The organism is Crossiella cryophila, assembly GCF_014204915.1.
GTDB classification, from domain to species: Bacteria; Actinomycetota; Actinomycetes; order Mycobacteriales; family Pseudonocardiaceae; genus Crossiella; species Crossiella cryophila.
Map to the genome: position 1 here is coordinate 1872204 of NZ_JACHMH010000001.1, position 18436 is coordinate 1890639.

General features: G+C 71.6%; 19 protein-coding genes. 7 read left to right on the plus strand and 12 right to left on the minus strand.

The genetic code is table 11. From position 1 onward, the window contains the following. Window positions 1–44: 44 nt before the first annotated feature. Both HNR67_RS08835 and HNR67_RS08840 read right to left on the minus strand, forming a co-directional pair. Entirely contained in the window at window positions 45–1706 is a 1662-nt protein-coding gene (locus HNR67_RS08835) for a hydantoinase B/oxoprolinase family protein (protein WP_185001583.1), read from the minus strand. Further along, window positions 1703–3748, minus strand: a complete 2046-nt coding sequence (locus HNR67_RS08840; protein ID WP_185001584.1) for a hydantoinase/oxoprolinase family protein — start codon at window positions 3746–3748, stop codon at window positions 1703–1705. The genes HNR67_RS08835 and HNR67_RS08840 overlap by 4 nt, the downstream gene beginning before the upstream one ends. A gap of 252 nt (window positions 3749–4000) precedes the next feature. On the opposite strand from HNR67_RS08840, the gene HNR67_RS08845 reads away from it, so the two are divergent. Beyond that, window positions 4001–4558, plus strand: a complete 558-nt coding sequence (locus HNR67_RS08845) for a phosphoribosyltransferase (protein WP_185001585.1) — start codon at window positions 4001–4003, stop codon at window positions 4556–4558. 260 nt (window positions 4559–4818) lie between these two features. Continuing rightward, window positions 4819–5601, plus strand: a complete 783-nt coding sequence (locus HNR67_RS08850; RefSeq protein ID WP_185001586.1) for a Tat pathway signal sequence domain protein — start codon at window positions 4819–4821, stop codon at window positions 5599–5601. 45 nt (window positions 5602–5646) lie between these two features. On the opposite strand, the gene HNR67_RS08855 is transcribed toward HNR67_RS08850, so the two are convergent. Further along, the gene (locus tag HNR67_RS08855) at window positions 5647–6906 is read right to left on the minus strand and encodes a TolB family protein (protein WP_185001587.1); all 1260 of its coding nucleotides are present in this window, start codon (window positions 6904–6906) and stop codon (window positions 5647–5649) included. A gap of 142 nt (window positions 6907–7048) precedes the next feature. Here HNR67_RS08855 and HNR67_RS08860 point away from each other — a divergent pair, with 142 nt between their 5' ends. Next, entirely contained in the window at window positions 7049–7525 is a 477-nt protein-coding gene (locus tag HNR67_RS08860; protein ID WP_221489817.1) for a GNAT family N-acetyltransferase, read from the plus strand. A 4-nt stretch (window positions 7526–7529) separates the two neighbouring features. Here HNR67_RS08860 and HNR67_RS08865 read toward each other — a convergent pair whose 3' ends face one another. Further along, on the minus strand, window positions 7530–7772 hold the full coding sequence (locus HNR67_RS08865; protein ID WP_185001588.1) for a hypothetical protein: 243 nt from the start codon (window positions 7770–7772) through the stop codon (window positions 7530–7532). Beyond that, window positions 7769–8101, minus strand: coding sequence for a hypothetical protein (locus HNR67_RS08870; RefSeq protein WP_185001589.1), 333 nt, complete (start codon window positions 8099–8101; stop codon window positions 7769–7771). The genes HNR67_RS08865 and HNR67_RS08870 overlap by 4 nt, the downstream gene beginning before the upstream one ends. Window positions 8102–8170: 69 nt before the next feature. Here HNR67_RS08870 and HNR67_RS08875 point away from each other — a divergent pair, with 69 nt between their 5' ends. After that, window positions 8171–8791 carry an ABC transporter ATP-binding protein gene (locus HNR67_RS08875; protein ID WP_185001590.1) on the plus strand — a complete coding sequence of 207 codons (621 nt, stop codon included), beginning with the start codon at window positions 8171–8173 and terminating at the stop codon, window positions 8789–8791. Beyond that, on the plus strand, window positions 8788–10017 hold the full coding sequence (locus HNR67_RS08880; RefSeq protein ID WP_185001591.1) for a hypothetical protein: 1230 nt from the start codon (window positions 8788–8790) through the stop codon (window positions 10015–10017). The genes HNR67_RS08875 and HNR67_RS08880 overlap by 4 nt, the downstream gene beginning before the upstream one ends. A 1-nt stretch (window position 10018) precedes the next feature. Here the strand turns inward: HNR67_RS08880 and HNR67_RS08885 are convergent, their stop codons facing one another. After that, window positions 10019–11482, minus strand: a complete 1464-nt coding sequence (locus tag HNR67_RS08885; protein WP_185010368.1) for a dolichyl-phosphate-mannose--protein mannosyltransferase — start codon at window positions 11480–11482, stop codon at window positions 10019–10021. Between the two features lie 156 nt (window positions 11483–11638). Here HNR67_RS08885 and rsmI point away from each other — a divergent pair, with 156 nt between their 5' ends. Beyond that, entirely contained in the window at window positions 11639–12493 is an 855-nt protein-coding gene (gene rsmI / locus HNR67_RS08890; protein ID WP_185001592.1) for a 16S rRNA (cytidine(1402)-2'-O)-methyltransferase, read from the plus strand. Here the strand turns inward: rsmI and HNR67_RS08895 are convergent, their stop codons facing one another. The 5 genes from HNR67_RS08895 to HNR67_RS08915 are packed head-to-tail and all read right to left on the minus strand — an operon-like array spanning window position 12494 to window position 16557. Continuing rightward, window positions 12494–12865 carry a hypothetical protein gene (locus tag HNR67_RS08895; RefSeq protein ID WP_185001593.1) on the minus strand — a complete coding sequence of 124 codons (372 nt, stop codon included), beginning with the start codon at window positions 12863–12865 and terminating at the stop codon, window positions 12494–12496. Window positions 12866–12922: 57 nt separating this feature from the next. Beyond that, complete coding sequence (locus HNR67_RS08900; RefSeq protein WP_185001594.1) at window positions 12923–13939, minus strand: ABC transporter ATP-binding protein; 1017 nt, start codon at window positions 13937–13939, stop codon at window positions 12923–12925. Beyond that, entirely contained in the window at window positions 13936–14736 is an 801-nt protein-coding gene (locus tag HNR67_RS08905; protein ID WP_312986814.1) for an ABC transporter permease, read from the minus strand. Before HNR67_RS08905 ends, HNR67_RS08900 begins: the two co-directional genes overlap by 4 nt. Beyond that, window positions 14729–15523 carry an ABC transporter permease gene (locus HNR67_RS08910; protein WP_312986816.1) on the minus strand — a complete coding sequence of 265 codons (795 nt, stop codon included), beginning with the start codon at window positions 15521–15523 and terminating at the stop codon, window positions 14729–14731. The genes HNR67_RS08905 and HNR67_RS08910 overlap by 8 nt, the downstream gene beginning before the upstream one ends. A gap of 32 nt (window positions 15524–15555) precedes the next feature. Beyond that, entirely contained in the window at window positions 15556–16557 is a 1002-nt protein-coding gene (locus tag HNR67_RS08915; RefSeq protein ID WP_312986818.1) for a zinc-binding dehydrogenase, read from the minus strand. 294 nt (window positions 16558–16851) lie between these two features. On the opposite strand from HNR67_RS08915, the gene HNR67_RS08920 reads away from it, so the two are divergent. Further along, complete coding sequence (locus HNR67_RS08920; RefSeq protein WP_312986819.1) at window positions 16852–17508, plus strand: TetR/AcrR family transcriptional regulator; 657 nt, start codon at window positions 16852–16854, stop codon at window positions 17506–17508. Between the two features lie 3 nt (window positions 17509–17511). Here the strand turns inward: HNR67_RS08920 and HNR67_RS08925 are convergent, their stop codons facing one another. After that, a complete protein-coding gene (locus HNR67_RS08925) occupies window positions 17512–18348 on the minus strand; it encodes a metal-dependent hydrolase (protein ID WP_185001596.1) in 837 nt (278 codons plus the stop codon). Window positions 18349–18436 lie beyond the last annotated feature (88 nt).

Sequence of the window (18436 nt, forward strand, 5' to 3'; positions counted from 1 at the left end):
GAGGCATTGTCGAATGCCGGATCGGCTTGTCTGCCGGATAGTCCTCAGTGGACGCCGTAGACCACTTGCGCGTGCTCAGCGGTGAGGTGACCGTCCAGCACATCCGCCCTGACCGCTTCCGGCGCGCGTTTGTCCGCCGCGCCGAATCCGCCGCCACCACCGGTGACACAGCGAACGACATCGCCGGCACGTAAATGCAAACCGTTGCATTTCAGCATTCGCTGTTCATCGGCGCGACCCGGATTGATCGTCACCGCCGGGGGTTCGGCTGGATTACCGCCGAACAATCCCCAGGCCGGGGTGACCGAGCGCTCGAACCAGAGCGAGACCGTGCAGTCGGCGAGCACGATGTACTCGCGCAGCACGCCGTTGCCGCCGCGCCACTGGCCGGCGCCGCCGGAGTCCGGCCGGATCTCGTACCGGGTGATCCGCAGCGGGAACCGGCTCTCCAGCACCTCGATCGGCATGTCCCGCAGCGAGCCGTTCACGTTGTTGATCAACGCGCTCTCCCCGTCGCTGCCCTGCCAGCCGCCCCAGCCGCCGACGGTGGCCTCCTGGCTGACGTACTCGCGGCCGGTGCGCGGGTCAACGCCCGCGTACATCACGATCATCGAGTCGCCGTGGCTGGCCGCGGCCACCCGGTCCGGCAGCGCGGGCGCGAGGGCGCGCGCGACCAGGTCGATGAGCAGGCCAAGGTGGGAGAAGTACCACTGGCAGGCGGCAGGGGCCTGCGCGCCGAAGACCGATCCCGGCCGCACCTGCACGGTCAGCGGCCGGAACGAGCCGCCGTTGCCGGGCACGTCCGGGCTGACCAGCAGCTTGTAGCCGACCCGGCAGGCGGACACGGTCTGCGCCGCGCCGCAGTTGATCGGGCCCACGGTCTGGTCGGCGGAGTCGCGCACGTCGAAGTCGAGGGTCTCGCCGGCGACGGTGACGGTGAGCCGGACCGGGATCGGGGTGGCCAGGTCGATGCCGTCGTTGTCCAGGAAGCCTTCCGCCCGGTAGACGCCGTCCGGGATGGCCCGGATGACCTCGCGTTCCAGCCGTTCGGTCTGCGCGAAGATCTCGTCCCTGGCCGCGCGCACGGTGGCCAGGCCGAACCGGGCCACGATCTCGGCCAGCCTGCGCTGACCCATCTCGATGGTCGCGGTCATCGCCCGCAGATCGCCCGCGGTGGGGTAGGGGAAGCGCACGTTGGTGGTGATGGTGTCGATGACGTTGTGCACCGGGACGCCGGCGTCGAGCAGCTTCTGCGGGCCAAGGCGCAGGCCCTCCTGGAAGATGGTCACCGAGTCCATCGAGCCGCCGGGGTCCTTGGAGCCGACGTCGATCCAGTGCGCGCGGGTGGCGGTGAACCCGGCCAGCTCCTCGCCGACGAACACCGGGCCGAACAGGGTCACGTCGTTGAGGTGGGTGCCTGCCAGGTAGGAGTCGTTGAGGATCCAGACGTCGCCGGGTTTCCAGGCGTCCCGGCCGAAGCGTTCCTCGGTGGCCCTGGTGCAGATCTCCAGGTTCCCCAGGAAGATCGGTAAGCCCGCGGACTGGCCGAGTACCTGGTGCTCGTCGTCGAGCAGGGCGACCACGCAGTCCCCGCACTCGTAGATCACCGGGGTGTAGGCGGAGCGGATCAGGGTGGCGTTCATGTCCTCCGCGGCCGCCGCCAGGGCGTTGCGGATGATCTCCACGGTGACCGGGTCGACGGTCATGACTGGTCCTCCCTGCGCACCACGAGCGAGCCGAGCGAGTCAACGGACAGGGCGAATCCCGGTGGCACCACGGTGGTCGCGGTGTCCTCCAGCACGATCGCCGGACCGGCCAGCGCGTGCCCGGCGGCCAGCTCGGCGCGGTGCAGGATCGGGGTGTCCCGCCAGGCCCCGTCGAAGAAGACCGGGCGTTGTCGTTGCGGCCCAAGGGGTTCGGTCGCCGCGGCCAGTTTCTCGGGGGCGGCCCGGCCGAGGTCGCCCTGCACGGTGGTGCGCAGTGCGACGAACTCGATCGGCGCACCGGGGTTGGCGTGGCCGTAGCGGGCCTGGTGCACCTGCGCGAACCGCTGCGCGACCGCGCTCAGGAAGCCGGGCTCGGCGGGTTCGGACGCGCTGAGCAGCGGCACGGTGAGGGTGTATTCCTGTGCGGCGTAACGGATGTCGGCCGCGTGCGTGCTGCGCCGGGCCGCCTCGGGGACGTGTTCCTCGGCCAGCCAGGCCAGCCCGGTCCCGGCCATCGCGGTGAGGCGGGCGGACATGGCCGCGCCGTCCAGGTCGGCGTCCAGCCGGAAGTGCGGTTCGACCAGGTCGCGGCGGATCTCGGTCTGCAGCATGCCCCAGGCGGAGAAGGCACCGGGGAAGCGCGGCACCACGACCTCGCCGATGCCCAGCTCACGGGCCAGGAACACCGCGTGCATCGGGCCCGCGCCACCGAAGGCGACCAGGGTGAACTCCCGCGGTTCGATGCCGCGGGAGACGGTGATGGTGCGGATCGCGCCCGCCATGGTCGCGTTCGCCACCGCGCACACGCCCTCGGCCATCTCCGGCGTGCCCAGGTCGAACTCCGCGCCCAGCTTGGCGATCGCGGCCTCGGCCAGTTCCGGCCGCAGGGTCAGCTCGCCGCCTGCGAAGGAACCGGGTTCGATCCGGCCGAGCACCAGGTTGGCGTCGGTGACGGTGGGCTCGCTGCCGCCGTGGCCGTAACAGGCCGGTCCGGGTGCGGCCCCGGCCGAGCGCGGGCCGACCCGCAGGCCGCCGGCCTCGGTCCAGGCCACCGAGCCGCCACCGGCGCCGACGGTGTGGATGTCCACCGCGCTGAGCAACATCGGCAGGCCATCCAGCCGGATCTCCGGGGTGATATCAGGCCGGCCGTTGATGACCAGGGAGACGTCGAAGGAGGTGCCGCCCATGTCCACGTAGATCAGGTTGTCCCTGCCGAGCGCCGCGGCCAGCGCGACCCCGCCCATGGTGCCGCCGACCGGGCCGGAGAGCAGGGTCTGCAACGGGCGCTCGCGGGCGGAGTGCGCGGAGATGATGCCGCCGGAGGACTGCATGACGTGCAGTGGCGCGGCCACGTCCTGTGCGGCCAGGTCGCGGGTGAGGCCGCCGAGGTAGTCCCGCACCACCGGGCCGATGTATGCCTCCACCACCGCGGAGGAGGTGCGCTCGTACTCCCGCCACTCGTTCGCGCTCTGGTGCGAGAGCGAGACGGCGAAGTCCGCGCCCAGCTCCTCCCGCAGGATCTCGCCCGCGCGCAGCTCGTGCGCCGGGTTGGCGTAGCCGTAGAGGAAGGACACCGCGACCGCGCCGAAGCCCTCCGCGCGCACCCTGGCCGCCGCGGCCCGCACCACCCGCTCGTCCAATGGGGTGAGTTCGGCGCCCTCGGGGTCGATCCGGCCGGGCACCGGCACGATGTCCCGGCGCGGCACCAGCGGCTCGGGTTTGCGGTACTGCAGGTCGTACATCCGGGACCGCGGACCACGCGCGATGTGGTAGACGTCGGCCGCGCCGGCCGAGGCCAGCAACATCACCCGAACGCCGCGACGCTGCAGCAGCGCGTTGAGTCCCTGGGTGGTGCCGTGCACCAGGAAGCCGATTCCGGACAGCGGATCGACCACCGCGCCGAGGGCGTCCAGCACCCCGGTGGCCAGCTCACCCGGGGTGGTCGGGCGCTTGCCGACCCGGTACCCGCCGGTCTGCTCGTCGTAGGCGACCACGTCGGTGAACGTGCCGCCGATGTCCATGGAGACCCGGAGACGACCCATGGCGGTGAACCCTAGTGAGAGCGCGTTCTTCCGGGCTGTGCAATCGGACCAGGTGTGGGCGGGCGGGCAGGGCAGCGCGCATATGCGGGAATAAGAGAGCCTGATCACGCTCAGACATCCCATGACTTGCCCAGTGCACAGTCGGCCTGGTCCCAGGTGTGCTCGCTGCCCAATCCGGCTCTCGCGCCGTGTCCCTACAGTTCGACCGGTGTGCAGGCGCCTCGGTGCGAGGCAGGAGGAGGTCGGACCGCCATGACGACCCTGGAGGAGGTCCCCGCCCCGAGCGTGGACTTCCAGGCGTGCCAGATCTTGTGCCTTGACCTTCCCTCCGACGTGCCACCGGCCAGGGTGGTGCACGAGCTGGACGGGGTGGCCCATCCGGTGGAGCCGTCCCGGCTGCTGGCCGTCGGCCACGCGCTCTGGCAGAGCTGGCTGGGCGATCCACACCACGACCGGCCGGACGTGCTGCTCGGCTTCGACACCAGCGGGATCGTGCCGACGCTCGCGGTGGCCATGGCCTCCGGCCTGCCGTACCACCTGGCCTGGAAGCTGGACACCGAGCGGCACGGCGTGCCGAGGCGGCGCAGTGCGGAGATCTTCACCTACGGCCGGTTGCAGGGCCGCCGGGTGCTGATCGTCGATTCCGCGCTGACCCACTGCCACGCGATCGGCAGCCTCATCTCGGTGCTCCGGGACGAGGCGGCGGACGTGGTCGGGGTGGCCGCGCTGACCGAGGACGCCGACGGCCGCAGCCGGATGCACATCGAGTCCGCAGGCGTACCCCTGGTCTCGCTCACCAGGATGCGCTGAGTCCGACGGCGGTCTGTCCCCACGGGGAATGGGGTCAGGCCGCACCCGGTGTCAGGGGACCCCCAGCTCCCGGCACCGGCGGTCCACCGTCCGTGGCACCCGCGCTCACGCGCGCTGACCTCCCCAAGAGCGGGGTGCGGGGCCACGGGCGGTGCGTTCAGAACCGTGAATCGTTGACAGTCTTTTCCTTGTGCCGTCAGCATGTAAGCGCTTACTCAGGGTCCGCCGCCATCCCTGACGACGGAACTGAGGAGAAGACCGTGAGCAACGCACGCGAAGTCAGCCGCCGTACCGCGCTGTCCCTGTTCGGCGGCGCCGCCGCGCTCTCCCTGGCCGGTCCCAGCGCGCTGGCCGCGCCGATGGCCTGGCAGCAGCGCTGGGCGCCGGTGCCCAGCCGGGACGGGCTGGGCGCGTTCGAGGGGGTGGAGGACGACCGGGCGAACTCGCACCCCGGCGTCAAGCACATCTACGCCTCGGGCGATACCTACCGCTTCGACATGCACAAGCGGGACCGGGACACCTCCACCGACCGGCAGCGCAATGAGGTCCGCGGCATGCGCAGCGGCGGCGCCAACGTGGACCTGTTCAACGGGCAGACCTGGCGGTTCACCTACTCGATGTTCATCCCCAGCTCGCTGAAGGCCACCACCAGCTTCACCCACATCATGCAGACCAAGATGCCCGGCCTGGGTTCCGCGCCGGTGACGGTGATGTCGTTGCGGCGCAAGGGGACTCGCTCGACCATCGAGTTCAAGGTGTGGGAGGGCGACGTGACGGTCGGGGACACCGACCTGGCGCCGTTGCAGAACAAGTGGATCGACACCGAGGTGGAGATCAAGGTGGGCGACGGCAACGGCGCGGTGCGCTGGGTGGTGCGCGACGGTGGCAGCACCGTGCTGGACGTGCGCAAGTCCAATGTGGACACCTGGCTGGGCGACCGGCTGCGGCCCAAGTGGGGCATCTACCGCTCGCTCAGCGACGCGGCCAACATCAACGACACCCACCTGCTGCTGCGCAATCTCAAGGCGTACCAACAGGTCTGAGCCTTCGGGACGCGCCGGTCGGCTCAGACCGGCGCGTCCCGCGCGCTATCGGCGCACCAGGTAGACGTCCGGGTGCCTGCCCTCGCCGAGGCCGAGCCGGGCGTGCGAGGCGAAGGCGATGCTGCGGCCGTCCGCGCTCAGCGCGGGCGTGACGGAGAAGCCGTCGGCCTGCTTCCCGTTGGCGCGCAGGCTGATCCGGGTCAGCACGCCGGTGCGCAGGTCCTTGAGGAAGACGTCGTCGACGTTGTTGGTGTCGCCGGGCACCAGGTTCGCCGCGATCGAGGAGAAGCTCAGGTAGCGGCCGTCCGCGCTGATCGTGGGCTGGTAGGGCTGGGCGTCCGCGGCCCGCCCGTCGCCGGCGGTGTTGACCCGGCGGATCTCCCCGGTGCGCAGGGTCTTCACGAACACGTCCGGGGTGTCCTCGGTGTCGCCGGGCACCAGGTTGTCGCCCCAGGCCACGAAGAACACCTGCCCGCCGTCGGCGGTGATCGCCGGCATCAGCGTGTACGAGCTGCTCTGCTCTCCGGTGGCGGTGGTGTTCGCCCTGGTCACCGTGCCGGTGGCGCGGTCCTTGAGGAACATGTCCACGCTGCCGTTGGTATCGCCCGGCACCAGGTTGGTCGCGGCCGATGGGAACACCACGAACCGCCCGTCCGCGCTGACCGCGGTGCCGTGGTGGGCCAGCTTGTCGCCCTGGGTCCCGGCCGCGGCCACGCTGACCCGCTCGATCCCGCCGGTGCGCAGATCCCGCACGAAGACGTCCGCGACCCCGTTGGTGTCGCCGGGCACCAGGTTGGTCGCGGCGGAGCGGAACACCACGAACCGCCCGTCCGCGCTGATCGAGGGCGCGCCGAAGGACTCCCCGTCACCGCCGGTGCTCACCCCGGTGGTGCGGCCGGTGCGGCGGTCGGTGACCACCACGTCCGGCAGGCCGTTGGCATCGCCGGGCACCAGGTCGGCGGCGTCGGTGAGGTAGGCGACCAGTCGCCCGTCGGCGCTGATCGCCGGGGCGTCGTACGCCGGACCGTCACCCCCGCTGACCTGTGTCGTCAGCCCGGTCCAGGTGTCCCGGACGAAGATGTCGGAGTGCCCGTTCCGGTCGTGGGGGACCAGGTTGGTCGCGGTCGAGGCGAAGGCCACGAACCGGCCGTCCGCACTCACCGCCGGCGTGCCGGATGGGCCGTCGGCGCCGCCGCCGAACCAGGCGCGGCTGACCACCGAGGCCGGGAGCGCGGCCGAGGCCGGACTGGGGAGCAGGGCGGCCGCGGCGGCTACGGCGAGTACAACTGCGGTACGTGCGGTCACCCGCACATGCGACCATCCCGGCAGGTCATCGCGACAGGTCCGGTCGGCCGAATTGGAAAGCGTTTACATTCACTGGAGAGGCTGGCGTGTCCCGGTCCGGGCTGGTCATACTCACCCATCCCGAGAGGCTGGGGAGGCCTCGATGGCAATGATGCGTCTGACGGCGTACGAACGAGCCGATCGCGACGACTGCCTGCGGCTGTTCGACAGCAACGTGCCGTTCTTCTTCGCCGCGAGCGAGCGCGCGGAGTTCACCGAGTTCCTGGACAAGCTGCCGGGGGTCTACCTGGTCGGCCGGATCAACGGCGGACTGGTGGCCGCGGGCGGGCACGCGCCCAACGGCGCGCAACCGGGCGTGTGGACGCTGTGCTGGGGGATGGTCGAACGACGCAGGCACCGCCAGGGCCTCGGCCGGGCACTGCTGGAGGCGAGGCTGCGGCTGATCGCGGCCGATCCGGATGCGGTCGCGGTCACCCTGAGCACCAGCCAGCACAGCACCGGGTTCTTCGAGCACCTGGGATTCCGGGTGGAGAAGATCGTGCCGCAGGGGTTCGCGGCGGACATCGATCAATATGACCTGCGGTTGGACCGGGCGGAGCTGATCGCCCGATTCGGCTAGGCGATCAGGCCAGGGCGAGCAGGGTCACCGTGATCACGGCCCGGCTGGTGTGCCGGACCCGGACCCGCGCGCTGAAGACCGGCGGCTCGTCGATCCGGTGGCTGGAGTAGTCCTCGCAGTCGAGCAGCTCCGCGTTCCTGGCCCAGCTCTCGATCCGCCCGGTGATGCGCGCGCGGGTGGCCGCTGGCAGCCCGTCCAGGGTCTTGCGCGGTTGGTCCTCGTAGACCACCAGGTAGCCGCCGGTCACAGTTCCCCCCGCTCCAGCCGGAGCCTGCGTACCGACTCCAGCTCCCCGTCCCGCCCCTCCGCGATCAGCCGGGCCGCCCGCTGGTACTCCTCGTCGTGCAGGTGCACCGCGTGCGCGCCCCAGTCCTGCACCACCGCCACCAGCTCATCAAGCCTGGCCCCGGCCAGCTGTCGCTCGAACTCCGCCAGCGCCTTCGCGGGCAGCAGCCGCCGGATCTCGGCGATGGTGGGGAAGCGGCCGACCTCCAGGTTGGGGGGTGTCGGGGGTAGGGGGCCTTCGTAGGGCGGGATGCGCGGTGCGTCCCAGCCGTAGCGGAAGTCTTCGGTCATGGCGGCCAGTGTTGCGTTTGCCCCGTTGGCAAGCCATCACTCGATGGCGGATCCCGGTAGCGTGCGGACATGGCGGAGATCGTCGCGGCGGGCCTGGGGGTCCGGGTCGCGGAGCGGTGGCTGTTCCGGGAGCTGGACCTGACCGTGGAGTCCGGTGAGTGCGTGGCGCTGACGGGGGCCAACGGCATCGGGAAGTCGACCCTGCTGCGCTGTGTCTACGGCACCCAGCCGGTCAGCGAGGGCCAGGTGCTGGTGGCCGGGGTGGTGCCGGATGAGACCTCGGTGGCGTTCCGGCGGGCCGTGTCGGTGAAGCTGGACGACTCCGAACTCTTCGCCGAACTCAGCCCACGTCAGCACATCGACCTGCTGCTCGGCTCCTTCGGCCGCCCGGCCACTCCAGCGGATGTGCAGGAGCTGCTGGAGTACGCCGGACTCGGGGTGTGCGCGGACGTGGCCGCGGCGGCGCTGAGCGCGGGGCAGCGGCAGCGGTTGCTGCTGCTCGGCGCGATCGCGCGGCCGCACGACGTGCTGTTGCTGGACGAACCCGAGCGGGCACTGGACGCCGGGGCGCGGGGCTGGGTGGCGGAGTTGGTGCGGCAGTGCACGGCCGAGGGGGTCGCGGTGGTGGTGGCCACGCATGATCCGAACCTGCGGGCGGCCATCGCGGATCGCACGGTGGAGCTGACGTGACCCGCCTGCTGCCGGATGACCGCGCCCTGGGCTGGGTTTTCCTGGCCGCGGTGCTGGTCTACCCGTTCTTCGACCTGGCCGACGTCCGCCGCACCCTGGGCGTGACCACCGGGGCGGCCGCCGAGCCCGCGGTACTGGCCCTGCTCTGCCTGGCCGCCGCGCTGGCCTGGCGTTCACTGAGCCAGCGCGGGTTCCAGTGGGCCAGTCCGGCCCAGCTCACCTGGTCCGACTTCGGGCCCGGCGGGCGGGTGCGCACCCTGGGCCGCCGGATGTGGGCGGCCTGGGCGGCCCGGCTGGGCGGACTCGGTTACCTGTGGGGGCTGGCCGCGCTCGTCGGCGGGCTGTCCGTGCCCGCCACCCTCGCGGGCACCGCGCTGCTGCTCAGCAGCGCGCTGCTGACCGCGGTGCTGGTGTGGCGGCTGCCGACCGAGTTGACCAGCGCGGTCGAACTCGCGCTGCCCGCGGTGCTGGCCGCGGTGGCGATCGTCGCGCTCTGCGGACTGCTCACGCCGATCCTGCTGGCCACCGTCTCCGGCGCCTTCCTGGCCCTGACCGGGGCCGTTCTGCTCGGCGCGAGACGGGCGGCCGATCGGCTGGGCCGGGCCGTGCTGGTCCGGCGCTGGGCGGGGCGGGTGGTGCGTGGCACCGCGACCCGGTTCCTGGACGTCCTGCTGCTGCTCCCGGTCGGCGAACCCGTCTCCGCCCGCCTCACCCTGCGCAGGCCGGTGCTGCTGCGGCTGGAGCTGGTCCGGCTGCTCGCCCGCCGCCGCTTCGTGCTGCCCGCGCTGCTGCTCGCGGGCCTGGCCGCGGCCGGGACGGCCTGGGGGCTGTCGCCGGTCTGGCTGTTCGGGCTCGGCGGCTACTTCGCCGCGCTGCCCTTCACCGGCGGTCTCGGCGGGCTGTACCGCGGCGCCGGGCTGCGCCGCTGGCTCGGCTTCGACCGCCGGGTGATCTGGTGGACCTGGGCCGGTCTGCTCACCGCCCTGGTCACGCTGTGGACCGCGGCCGCGCTGCTGCTCGCCCCGGCCGCGCTGACCCCGGCGCTGGCCCTGGTCGTGCCGCTGGTCGCGGTGTCCGCGCTGCGCACGGTCGCCCGCGACGCGGCCAGCTACGAGACCAGCACCGCCACCATCGAACTCGGCGGCGGGCCGATCCCGGTCGCCTACCTGGCCAACACCTTCCGCGGCCTGGTGCTGCTGCTCTTCGGCCTGGTCCTGCTCGGCTGAGCTAGTTCCAGGACGGCAGCCAGACCTCGGCCTGCCAGCGCCACGGGGTCACCGAATCGCCGTTGAGGATCGGCCACAGCCAGACGAAGTTGGCGATCACCAGGCCCACGTACAGCGCGACCACCAGCAGCCCGGTCTTGCGTCTTTCCACGCCGTCGGTGGCCTTGCCCAGGATCTCGCCCAGGATCAGCACCAGGCCCAGCACCATGAACGGGGCCATCGGGGTGGCGTAGAAGTAGTACATCTGGCGGTCCAGGTTGGTGAACCAGGGCAGCCAGCCCGCGCAGTAGCCGACCAGCACGGCGGCGTAACGCCAGTCCAGCTTGCCGAAGGCGCGCCAGACCGCCCAGCCCAGCATCGGGAAGGCCAGCCACCACATGGCCGGGGTGCCGATCAGCTTCACGCCCGCCATGCAGTCGGTGCGGCCGCAGCCGGGCACCACGCCGTTGGACTCCAAGTAGTAGAGCATCGGCTTGAGACCCATCGGCCACGCCCACGGCTTGGACTCGTACGGGTGTTTCTCGGTCGGGCTGAGGTTGTTGTGGAAGGTGAGCACCTCGCCGTTGTTGTACAGCAGCGCACGCAGCGCGTCCGGGATGAAGCCCCAGGTCCCGCCCTCGGGCAGGGTGCCGCCGACCAGGTGCCGGTCCACCCCGGTCTCACTGGCGTACCAGGCCCACCAGGTGCCGAAGTAGACCAGCACCGGCACCACCGCGAAGGCGGCGAAGGCCGGGAACAGGTCCCTGGCGATGGTGCCGCGCCACGGGCGGCGCACCCCGGCCGCGCGGCGGGCGGTGACGTCCCAGAACACGCTCAGCGCGGCGAAGGCCAGCACGAAGAAGGCCGCCGACCACTTCACGCCGAGGCCGAGCCCGAGCAGCAGCACACCGGCAAAGCGCCACCAGCGGAAACCGAGCCGCGGCCCGTACTCACTGGCGTTGATCCAGCCCTCGCGCACCGCCACCGCCAGCCGGTTGCGCACCAGGTCCCGGTCCACCAGCAACGCGCCGAACCCGGCCACGATGAACACGGTCAGGAAGATGTCCAGCATGCCGACCCTGGACTGCACGTGGCTGACCCCGTCGGCCACCAGCAGCACCCCGGCCAGCGCGCCCAGCAGCGTGGAGCGGGTCAGCCGCCGCGCGATCCGGACGATCAGGATGATGCACACCACGCCCGCGATGGCCGCGGTGAACCGCCAGCCCAGGCCGTTGTAGCCGAAGAGCCACTCGCCGAAGCCGATCAGCTGCTTGCCCAGCGGCGGGTGCACGATCAGCCGGAAGCCGGGGTTGTCCTCGTAGCCGCCGTTGCGCAGCACCTGCCAGGCCTGCGGCACGTAGTGCTTCTCGTCGAAGACCGGCGTGCCCTTGTCGGTGGGGTGGGCCAGGTTCCAGAACCGCACCAGCCCGCCCAGCAGCGCCAGCGACAGGGTCACCAGCCAGCCACGCAGGCGGTCGGTGGGCATGGGCGGGCCGAGCCTCTCGGCCGGGTCGTGGACCACGGCGCCACCCGGTGGTTCGGGCGGCGGCGCCTTCTCGGCTGCCAGCCAGCCCTCGTCGGTGGAACGGCCGGCGGCGGGCGGCACCAGAACACTCACGGCGTCGATCGTAGGGTGAGGAGCATGGACGCCCCACCCGGATCGGGTCGATTGGTGCTCGCCGCCACCCCGCTTGGCGAGATCGGCGACGCCTCACCGCGCCTGTCCGAGGCCCTGCGCAGCGCCGATGTCATCGCCGCCGAGGACACCCGACGCCTGCGCAACCTGTGCGCCGCACTCAAGGTCGAGCCACTCGGCCGGATCGTGAGCTTCTACGAGCAGAACGAGGTGGGCAGGCTGCCCGGCCTGGTCGAGGCCATCCGCGGCGGGGAGACGGTCGTGCTGGTCACCGACGCCGGCATGCCCAGCGTGTCCGACCCCGGCTACCGCCTGGTCGCCGCCTGCGTGACCGAGGACCTGCACGTCACCTGCCTGCCGGGGCCCTCCGCGGTGACCACCGCGCTGGCCGTCTCCGGCCTGCCCTGCGAGCGGTTCTGCTTCGAGGGCTTCCCGCCGCGCAAGTCTGGCGACCGGCGGCGCTGGCTGGTCCAGCTCAGCAGCGAGCAGCGGACCTGCGTGTTCTTCGAGGCCCCGCACCGGCTCGCGGACACCCTGGCCGACGCCGCCGACGTGCTCGGCCCCGACCGGCAGGCCGCGGTCTGCCGCGAGCTGACCAAGACCTACGAGGAGGTCCGCCGCGGCACCCTCGGCGAACTGGCCGAGTGGGCGGCCGAGGGCGTGCGCGGGGAGATCACCGTGGTGCTCGCGGGAGTGTCAGCCGAGCAGGACGAGGTCGAGGTGACCGCGCTGGTGGAGGTGGTGGAGGAACGGGTGCGCGGTGGCGCCCGGCTCAAGGACGCCACCGCCGCGGTCGCGGCCAGCACCGGGGTCAGCCGCAAGGCCCTCTACGACGCGGTGCTGCTGGCCCGCAAGACCTGATCAGCCCAGGCAGACCTTGCGCACGGTGTTCAGGTTCTGCACCGTCTGCTTGGCCCAGTTGCCCAGGTTGACCACGCCGTCGACCTTCTCCTTGGCCAGCGCGGTGTAGTGGTCGGCCACCGTGGTCAGCGCGCCCTTGACGTCGGCCTCGGCCACGTTCTTGGTCAGGTCGATCAGCCGGTCGGCCTTCTCCTTGGCCTCGTTCCTGGTCTGCTGCGGGTCGTCCGGGTTCGGCTGCAGGGTGGCCAGGTTGATCGCCTCGGTGCACACCTTGGCCTTGTCCGCGAACGCGCTCGCCTGCTGGCAGGCGCCGAGCACGGCGATCGCCGGCACCGCGGCGAGTGCGAGTAAGACCAGCCGTGACCTGCGCATCGGAACCCCTCCAGTGGTGGACGTCGTCAGTGGCGCCAAGGCTAGGGAGATCGGAAGTCAGCCCGCGTCGGTCCCCGGGTTGACCCCGATCTCCTCCGCTGGGTGGACAACCTCGCCCGCGTAGAGCCGGCGGATCACGTCGTCGATGCTGGGCTCCACCACCGAGATGTCGTGCACCGCGGCCCGTTCGGCCACCGCCGCGATCAGCGCGGCCGCGGTGATCCGGTCCCGCCGGAAGGTCAGGTGGTGCCGCCTGCCCTCGTTCTCCACCCGGCAGCCGGTCACCCCCGGCAGCCCGGTCAGCGGCTCGGCAGGCTGTTCCAGGTCGACCACCAGGGTGCGCTCACCGACCGCCTCGGTGCGCAGCCGGGACAGCGGCCCGTCGGCCAGCACCCGGCCGTGGTCGATCACCAGCAACCGGCGGCACAGCCGTTCGATGTCGTCCAGGTCGTGCGTGGTCAGCAGCAGGGTGACGCCGCGGGTGGCGTTCAGCTCGGCCAGGAACTCACGCAGCCGCTCCTTGGACTCCAGGTCCAGGCCGATGGTCGGCTCGTCCAGCACCAGCAGTTCCGGGGCGTGCAGCAGGGCCGCGGTGACCTCGCCGCGCATCCGCTGGCCGAGGGAGAGCTGGCGCACCGGCGTGCCCAGGAAATCGCCCAGCCCCAGCAGTTCCACGCATTCCGCGAGCCGGGAGGCGTGCTCGGCGGCCGGCACCCGGTAGATGTCGCGCAGCAGCGCGAAGCTGTCGGTCAGCGGCAGGTCCCACCAGAGCTGGCTGCGCTGGCCGAAGACCACGCCGATGCGCGCGGCCAGCTCCACCCGCCGCCGGGACGGGTCCAGCCCGCAGGTGCGCACCCGGCCGCCGGTGGGGGTGAGGATGCCGGTGAGCATCTTGATCGTGGTCGACTTGCCGGCGCCGTTGGGCCCGACGTAGCCGACCGCCTCGCCGCGCTCCACCGCGAAGGACACCGAGTCCACCGCGGTCACCTCGTGCCGTTCGCTGCGGAACCGGCTGAGCTTGCGGCGCACGGTGAAGGTGCGGGTCAGGTCCTCGGCTTCGAGGTGCGGGGTCATGATCCAGTCCCTCGGTAGTGTCTGACCGCGGCCCGCCACACCAGCGCGGCCAGCCCCAGCGCGAGCACCGCCACGAGCGGGCTGATCCAGCCCAGGAAGGCAGGCGTGCCAAGGGGATCGGGCTTGCCGAGCAGGGCGAGCGCGGGGAAGTAGGCGATGAAGGCGGCCGGGATGACGAAGGCCAGCGCGGTGCGCAGCCAGGCCGGGTAGACGGTGATCGGGTACGAGGCGAGGAAGTGCCCGCCGTAGGTGAGGCTGTTGGCCAGGTCCGAGCCCTCGATCAGCCAGAAGCACACCGAGGCCGCCATGATCCACACCGCGCTCATCAGCACCGCGCCCGCGATCGGGGTGATCACCAGCAGCAGCGCGGTCGGCAGGCTCCACGCGATGTCCACTGTGGACACCACATAGGTCAGCACGCCGATACCAAGGCAGATCCGGCCCAGCCGCCGCAGCTGGAAGTCCGAGACCATGATCTGGCCGAGGCTGCTCAGCGGCCGGGTCAGCACCGAGTCGAACTTCCCGGTGCGCAGGTACTGCGGCAGCCGGTCGAGCTGGCCGACCGCCAGATCGGCCAGGCCGAAGGAGGTGCTGGCCAGCGCGTACATCAACAGCACCTCGGCCCGGCTGAACCCGCCCAGATCGGTGATCCGGGAGAAGATCACCAGGATCGCCACCAGCTCGGTGGCCTGCGCGACCGCGTCGCCGACACAGGCCATCGCGAAGGAGGCCCGGTAACTGAGCTGCGAGCGGATCTGGGCGCCGATCAGCCTGCGGTACACCGCGACGCTAGCCACCCTGCACCACCACCTTGCGCACCGCGCCCAGCATGGCCAGCCGCCCGCCGAGGTAGAGGATGCCGAACCAGGCGAGCTGGTAGGCCAACGGGATCAGCGGCGAACCGGCCTCGGTGAACACGTCGATCGGGGCCTGCACCAGACAGGGGAACGGGGTCAGCCAGAGCACGGTCTGCACCCAGTCCGGGAAGAAGGCCAGCGGCACGATCAGCCCGCCGAGGATCCCGGCGGACATGCCGTACAGCGAGACCGGACCGCGGTTGTCCAGCAGCCAGAACGCGCTCAGCGCCAACAGGAACCGGGCGCTGAAGCTCACGCCGACGGCCAGCGCCAGGCTCAGCGGGAACAGCAGCCAGGTCAGGCCCTGTCCCGGCCACAGGAACGGGAAGAACAGCGCGCCGAAGACCACCGGCGGCAGGAACCGGGTGAGCACGGCGTACCCGGCCCGGCCGAGGTCCTCGGCGAGCAGGGCCAGCTGCAGGTTCCACGGCCGGGACAGGTCCACCACGACGTCCCCGGTGCGCACCCGCTCGCCGATCTCGTGCTGTCCCCACAGCACGACGGTGGCGAGCATGCCCTGCCCCAGCCAGACGTAGGTGGCCGAGCGGGCCGGGTCGTAGCCGGCGATCTCCCGCCGCCCGTCGAGCATGGCGAAGAGCACCGAGACCCGGAGCAGCCCGAAGACGACGTTGGTGAACAGGCCCGCGACGGTGGCCTGACGATAGGAGGAGTAACGACGGAAACCCGCGCCGATCATGCGCGCATAGGGAGCTGCCGAAGAGCGCACGTCCAGCAACGCTACGGCGCGGGGCAAGTCAATTAGGGGATGAGCACGATCTTCCCGACCCCGCGGGAGCCGGTCATCCTGGTCAGTGCGGCGGCGGCCTCCACCAGCGGCAGCCGCTCGGCGATCGGCACCTCCAACTGTCCACTCCGGACCAGCTCGAACACCTCGGCCAGCGCCGCGTTCGCGCCTGGACCCGGCCGGATGCCGTAGAAGTCGGCCCGCCGCCCGTTGCTCGCACCGAGCAGCCCGCGCACCTTGTAGCCGAGGATCCGGCCGACCAGCGGCAGGTACGGCAGGAACCGGTTGCCGGGCTTGTCGTAGGTGCTGGCCGAGCCGTAGCCGATGACGATTCCCTTGCGCGCCAACAGGTTCCAGCTCTGCGCGTAGCTCGCGGCGCCCAGGTGGTCGAAGATCGCGTCCACCCCGTCGGGCGCCAGCTCGCGCACCCGCGCCGGCACGTCGCCGCGGTAGTCGATGGGTTCGGCGCCCAGCTCGCGCACGGCCTCGTGCTTGGCCGCCGAGGCGGTGCCCAGCACCCGCGCGCCCGCGTTCAGCGCGAGCTGCACCAGCAGCGTGCCCACCCCGCCGCTGGCCCCGTGCGCCAGCACGGTCTGCCCGGAAGCGAGTTTGGCCCTGGCGGCCATCTGGAAGGCGGTGATCCCGTTGAGCACCGCGGCCACCGCGGTCGGGCTGTCGATGCCCTCGGGCACCGGCACCAGCTTCGCGGCAGGCACCTCGGCGAAACTCCGCCAGCCGCCGGTGACGGTCAGCGCGGCCACCCTGGTGCCTGCCAGGTGCTGGGAGACGCCGTCGCCGATCGCGCGCACCTTGCCGACCAGGTCGTAGCCGGGGGTGAACGGGAACTTGGGTTGGGCGGGGTAGGTGCCGTGCAGCATGTGCACGTCCGCGAAGGCCACCCCGCTGGCCTCCACCTCGATCAGCGCGGTGCCTGCCTCCGGGTGGTGCGCGGTGCGTTCCCGCACCTCAACCGGTCCGCCCTTGGCCGCAACCACGATCTCGCGTACCCGAGTCACCAGGGCACTCCTCCCAGTCAGGGGGTGAGCACGATCTTGCCGGTGACACCGCCCGCGGTGAGTTCGGTCAGCGCCTCACCGGCCCGGTCCATCGGCAGCAGTTCGGCCACCCGTGCGTCCAGCTTTGCACCTCGCACCAAACCGAGAACTTCAGCCAGTGCGGTTCGGCTCCACCCTCAGCCCGCCCACCCCGCCGCCCACGCTGACCCCTAATAGGCTCTTACTCATGTAACAACTTCTTACATGAGTTTGAGTCTGTTACATTCACCCTGTCAAGAGGGCGGGAGGACACGGGTGAACGACCGGCGTGAGCGGTTCCGCGAGCAGACCATCGCCGAGGTGAAGGAGCACGCGCTGGCCCAGGTGGCCGAGGCGGGTGCGACCGGGGTGTCGGTGAACGCGATCGCCAAACGCATGGGCGTGACCGGCCCGGCGCTCTACCGCTACTTCGCCAGCCGGGACGCCCTGCTCACCGCGCTGATCTCGGACGCTTACCACGACCTGGCCGACACGGTGACCGAGGCGACCACCGGCGCGGCCGGGCAGCGGGCCCGCGCCTACGCCGCCGCCTTCCGCGGCTGGGCGCTCGCGCAACCGCACCGGTACCTGCTGCTCTTCGGCACCCCGGTGCCCGGCTACCAGGCCCCAGCGGACACCATCGCGGCCGCGAACCGGGCGATGACCGTGCTGCTCACCGTCTTCGACGACACCGAACGCAAACCCGGCCCTGACCTGCCCGGTCAGCTCCAGGACGAGCTGGCCGCCTGGGCTGCCCGCGCCGGGCACGGCGGTCGCAGCCCGGCCGAACTGCACTGGGCGCTCACCGCGTGGAGCCGCCTGCACGGCCTGGTCAGCCTGGAGGTGACCGGGCAGTTCGGCCCGATGGGCATCACGGCAGGCGCGCTGTACGAGCGCGAGGTGGACGAACTGGTGGCCGAGCTGCCGGGTTAGGACCTAGCCCGCGGCCACCGGCGGCAGCGAGGACCAGCCGCCGGGCAGCAGGTCCCACTCCAGCCAGGGCACCGCCCCGGCCCGCTGCAACGCGGCCGCGGACAGCCACACCGCGGCGAAGGTCAGCACCGGCAGGATCAGGCTCAGCTCGACCTTGCCGCCGGTCTTCATCCGCAGCAGCTTCGGCGGGGCCACCGGGAACCACAGCCTGCCCATGATCGGCACCGGCCACAGCATCGGGCAGCCCTGCTCGGTGATCGCGTCCCCGAGGTAGTGCGCGACGCAGCCGGTGATCACCGCGATGCCCAGCGCCGGGGCCTGTTCCGGCCCGTTCTGCGCCCAGGACCAGCACAGGATGGTCAGCAGCGCCGAGGTGCCGCTGATCGCCCAGGCGTCCCGCTTCGGGCACCACTTGTGCATCAGCCCGCGCACGGCCAGGCCGCAGAAGAAGAACAGCAGGATCGGCAGCGCCCACCGGTTGGTCGCCTGCACCACCGCGGTGGTGCCGATCCCGGCCAGCAGCGCGAAGACCACGGTGTGGGTCAGGCCGCGGTGGCCGCCGTCCCGGTTGGAGTCCCGCTTGGTCCTGGTTCCCCGATACACCGCGTGACTGACCGTGTTGATCGCCTTGGACGCGGCCTTGCTGATCGGGCCGAAGGTGCGCGACACCGTGGAGCCGGGGTGGTCAAGATCGGGCAGCAGGGCCGCGCCGGAGGCCATGATGGCCCCCACCACCACGGTCTGCGGGGTGAAGTGCCCCAGGTCGTAGGCGCCGAAGCCGACCACCACCGCCCCCCAGGCGGCGGTGCCACTGATCGCGTGCGTCGGCCCTGTCGACATGATTCCCCCCGCAGATTCACCCGGTTCAGCGAGGAAAACCTATCGGTCGGCACCGACAGCGAGTGTGACGGTGTTCCCTTTTCCCGAG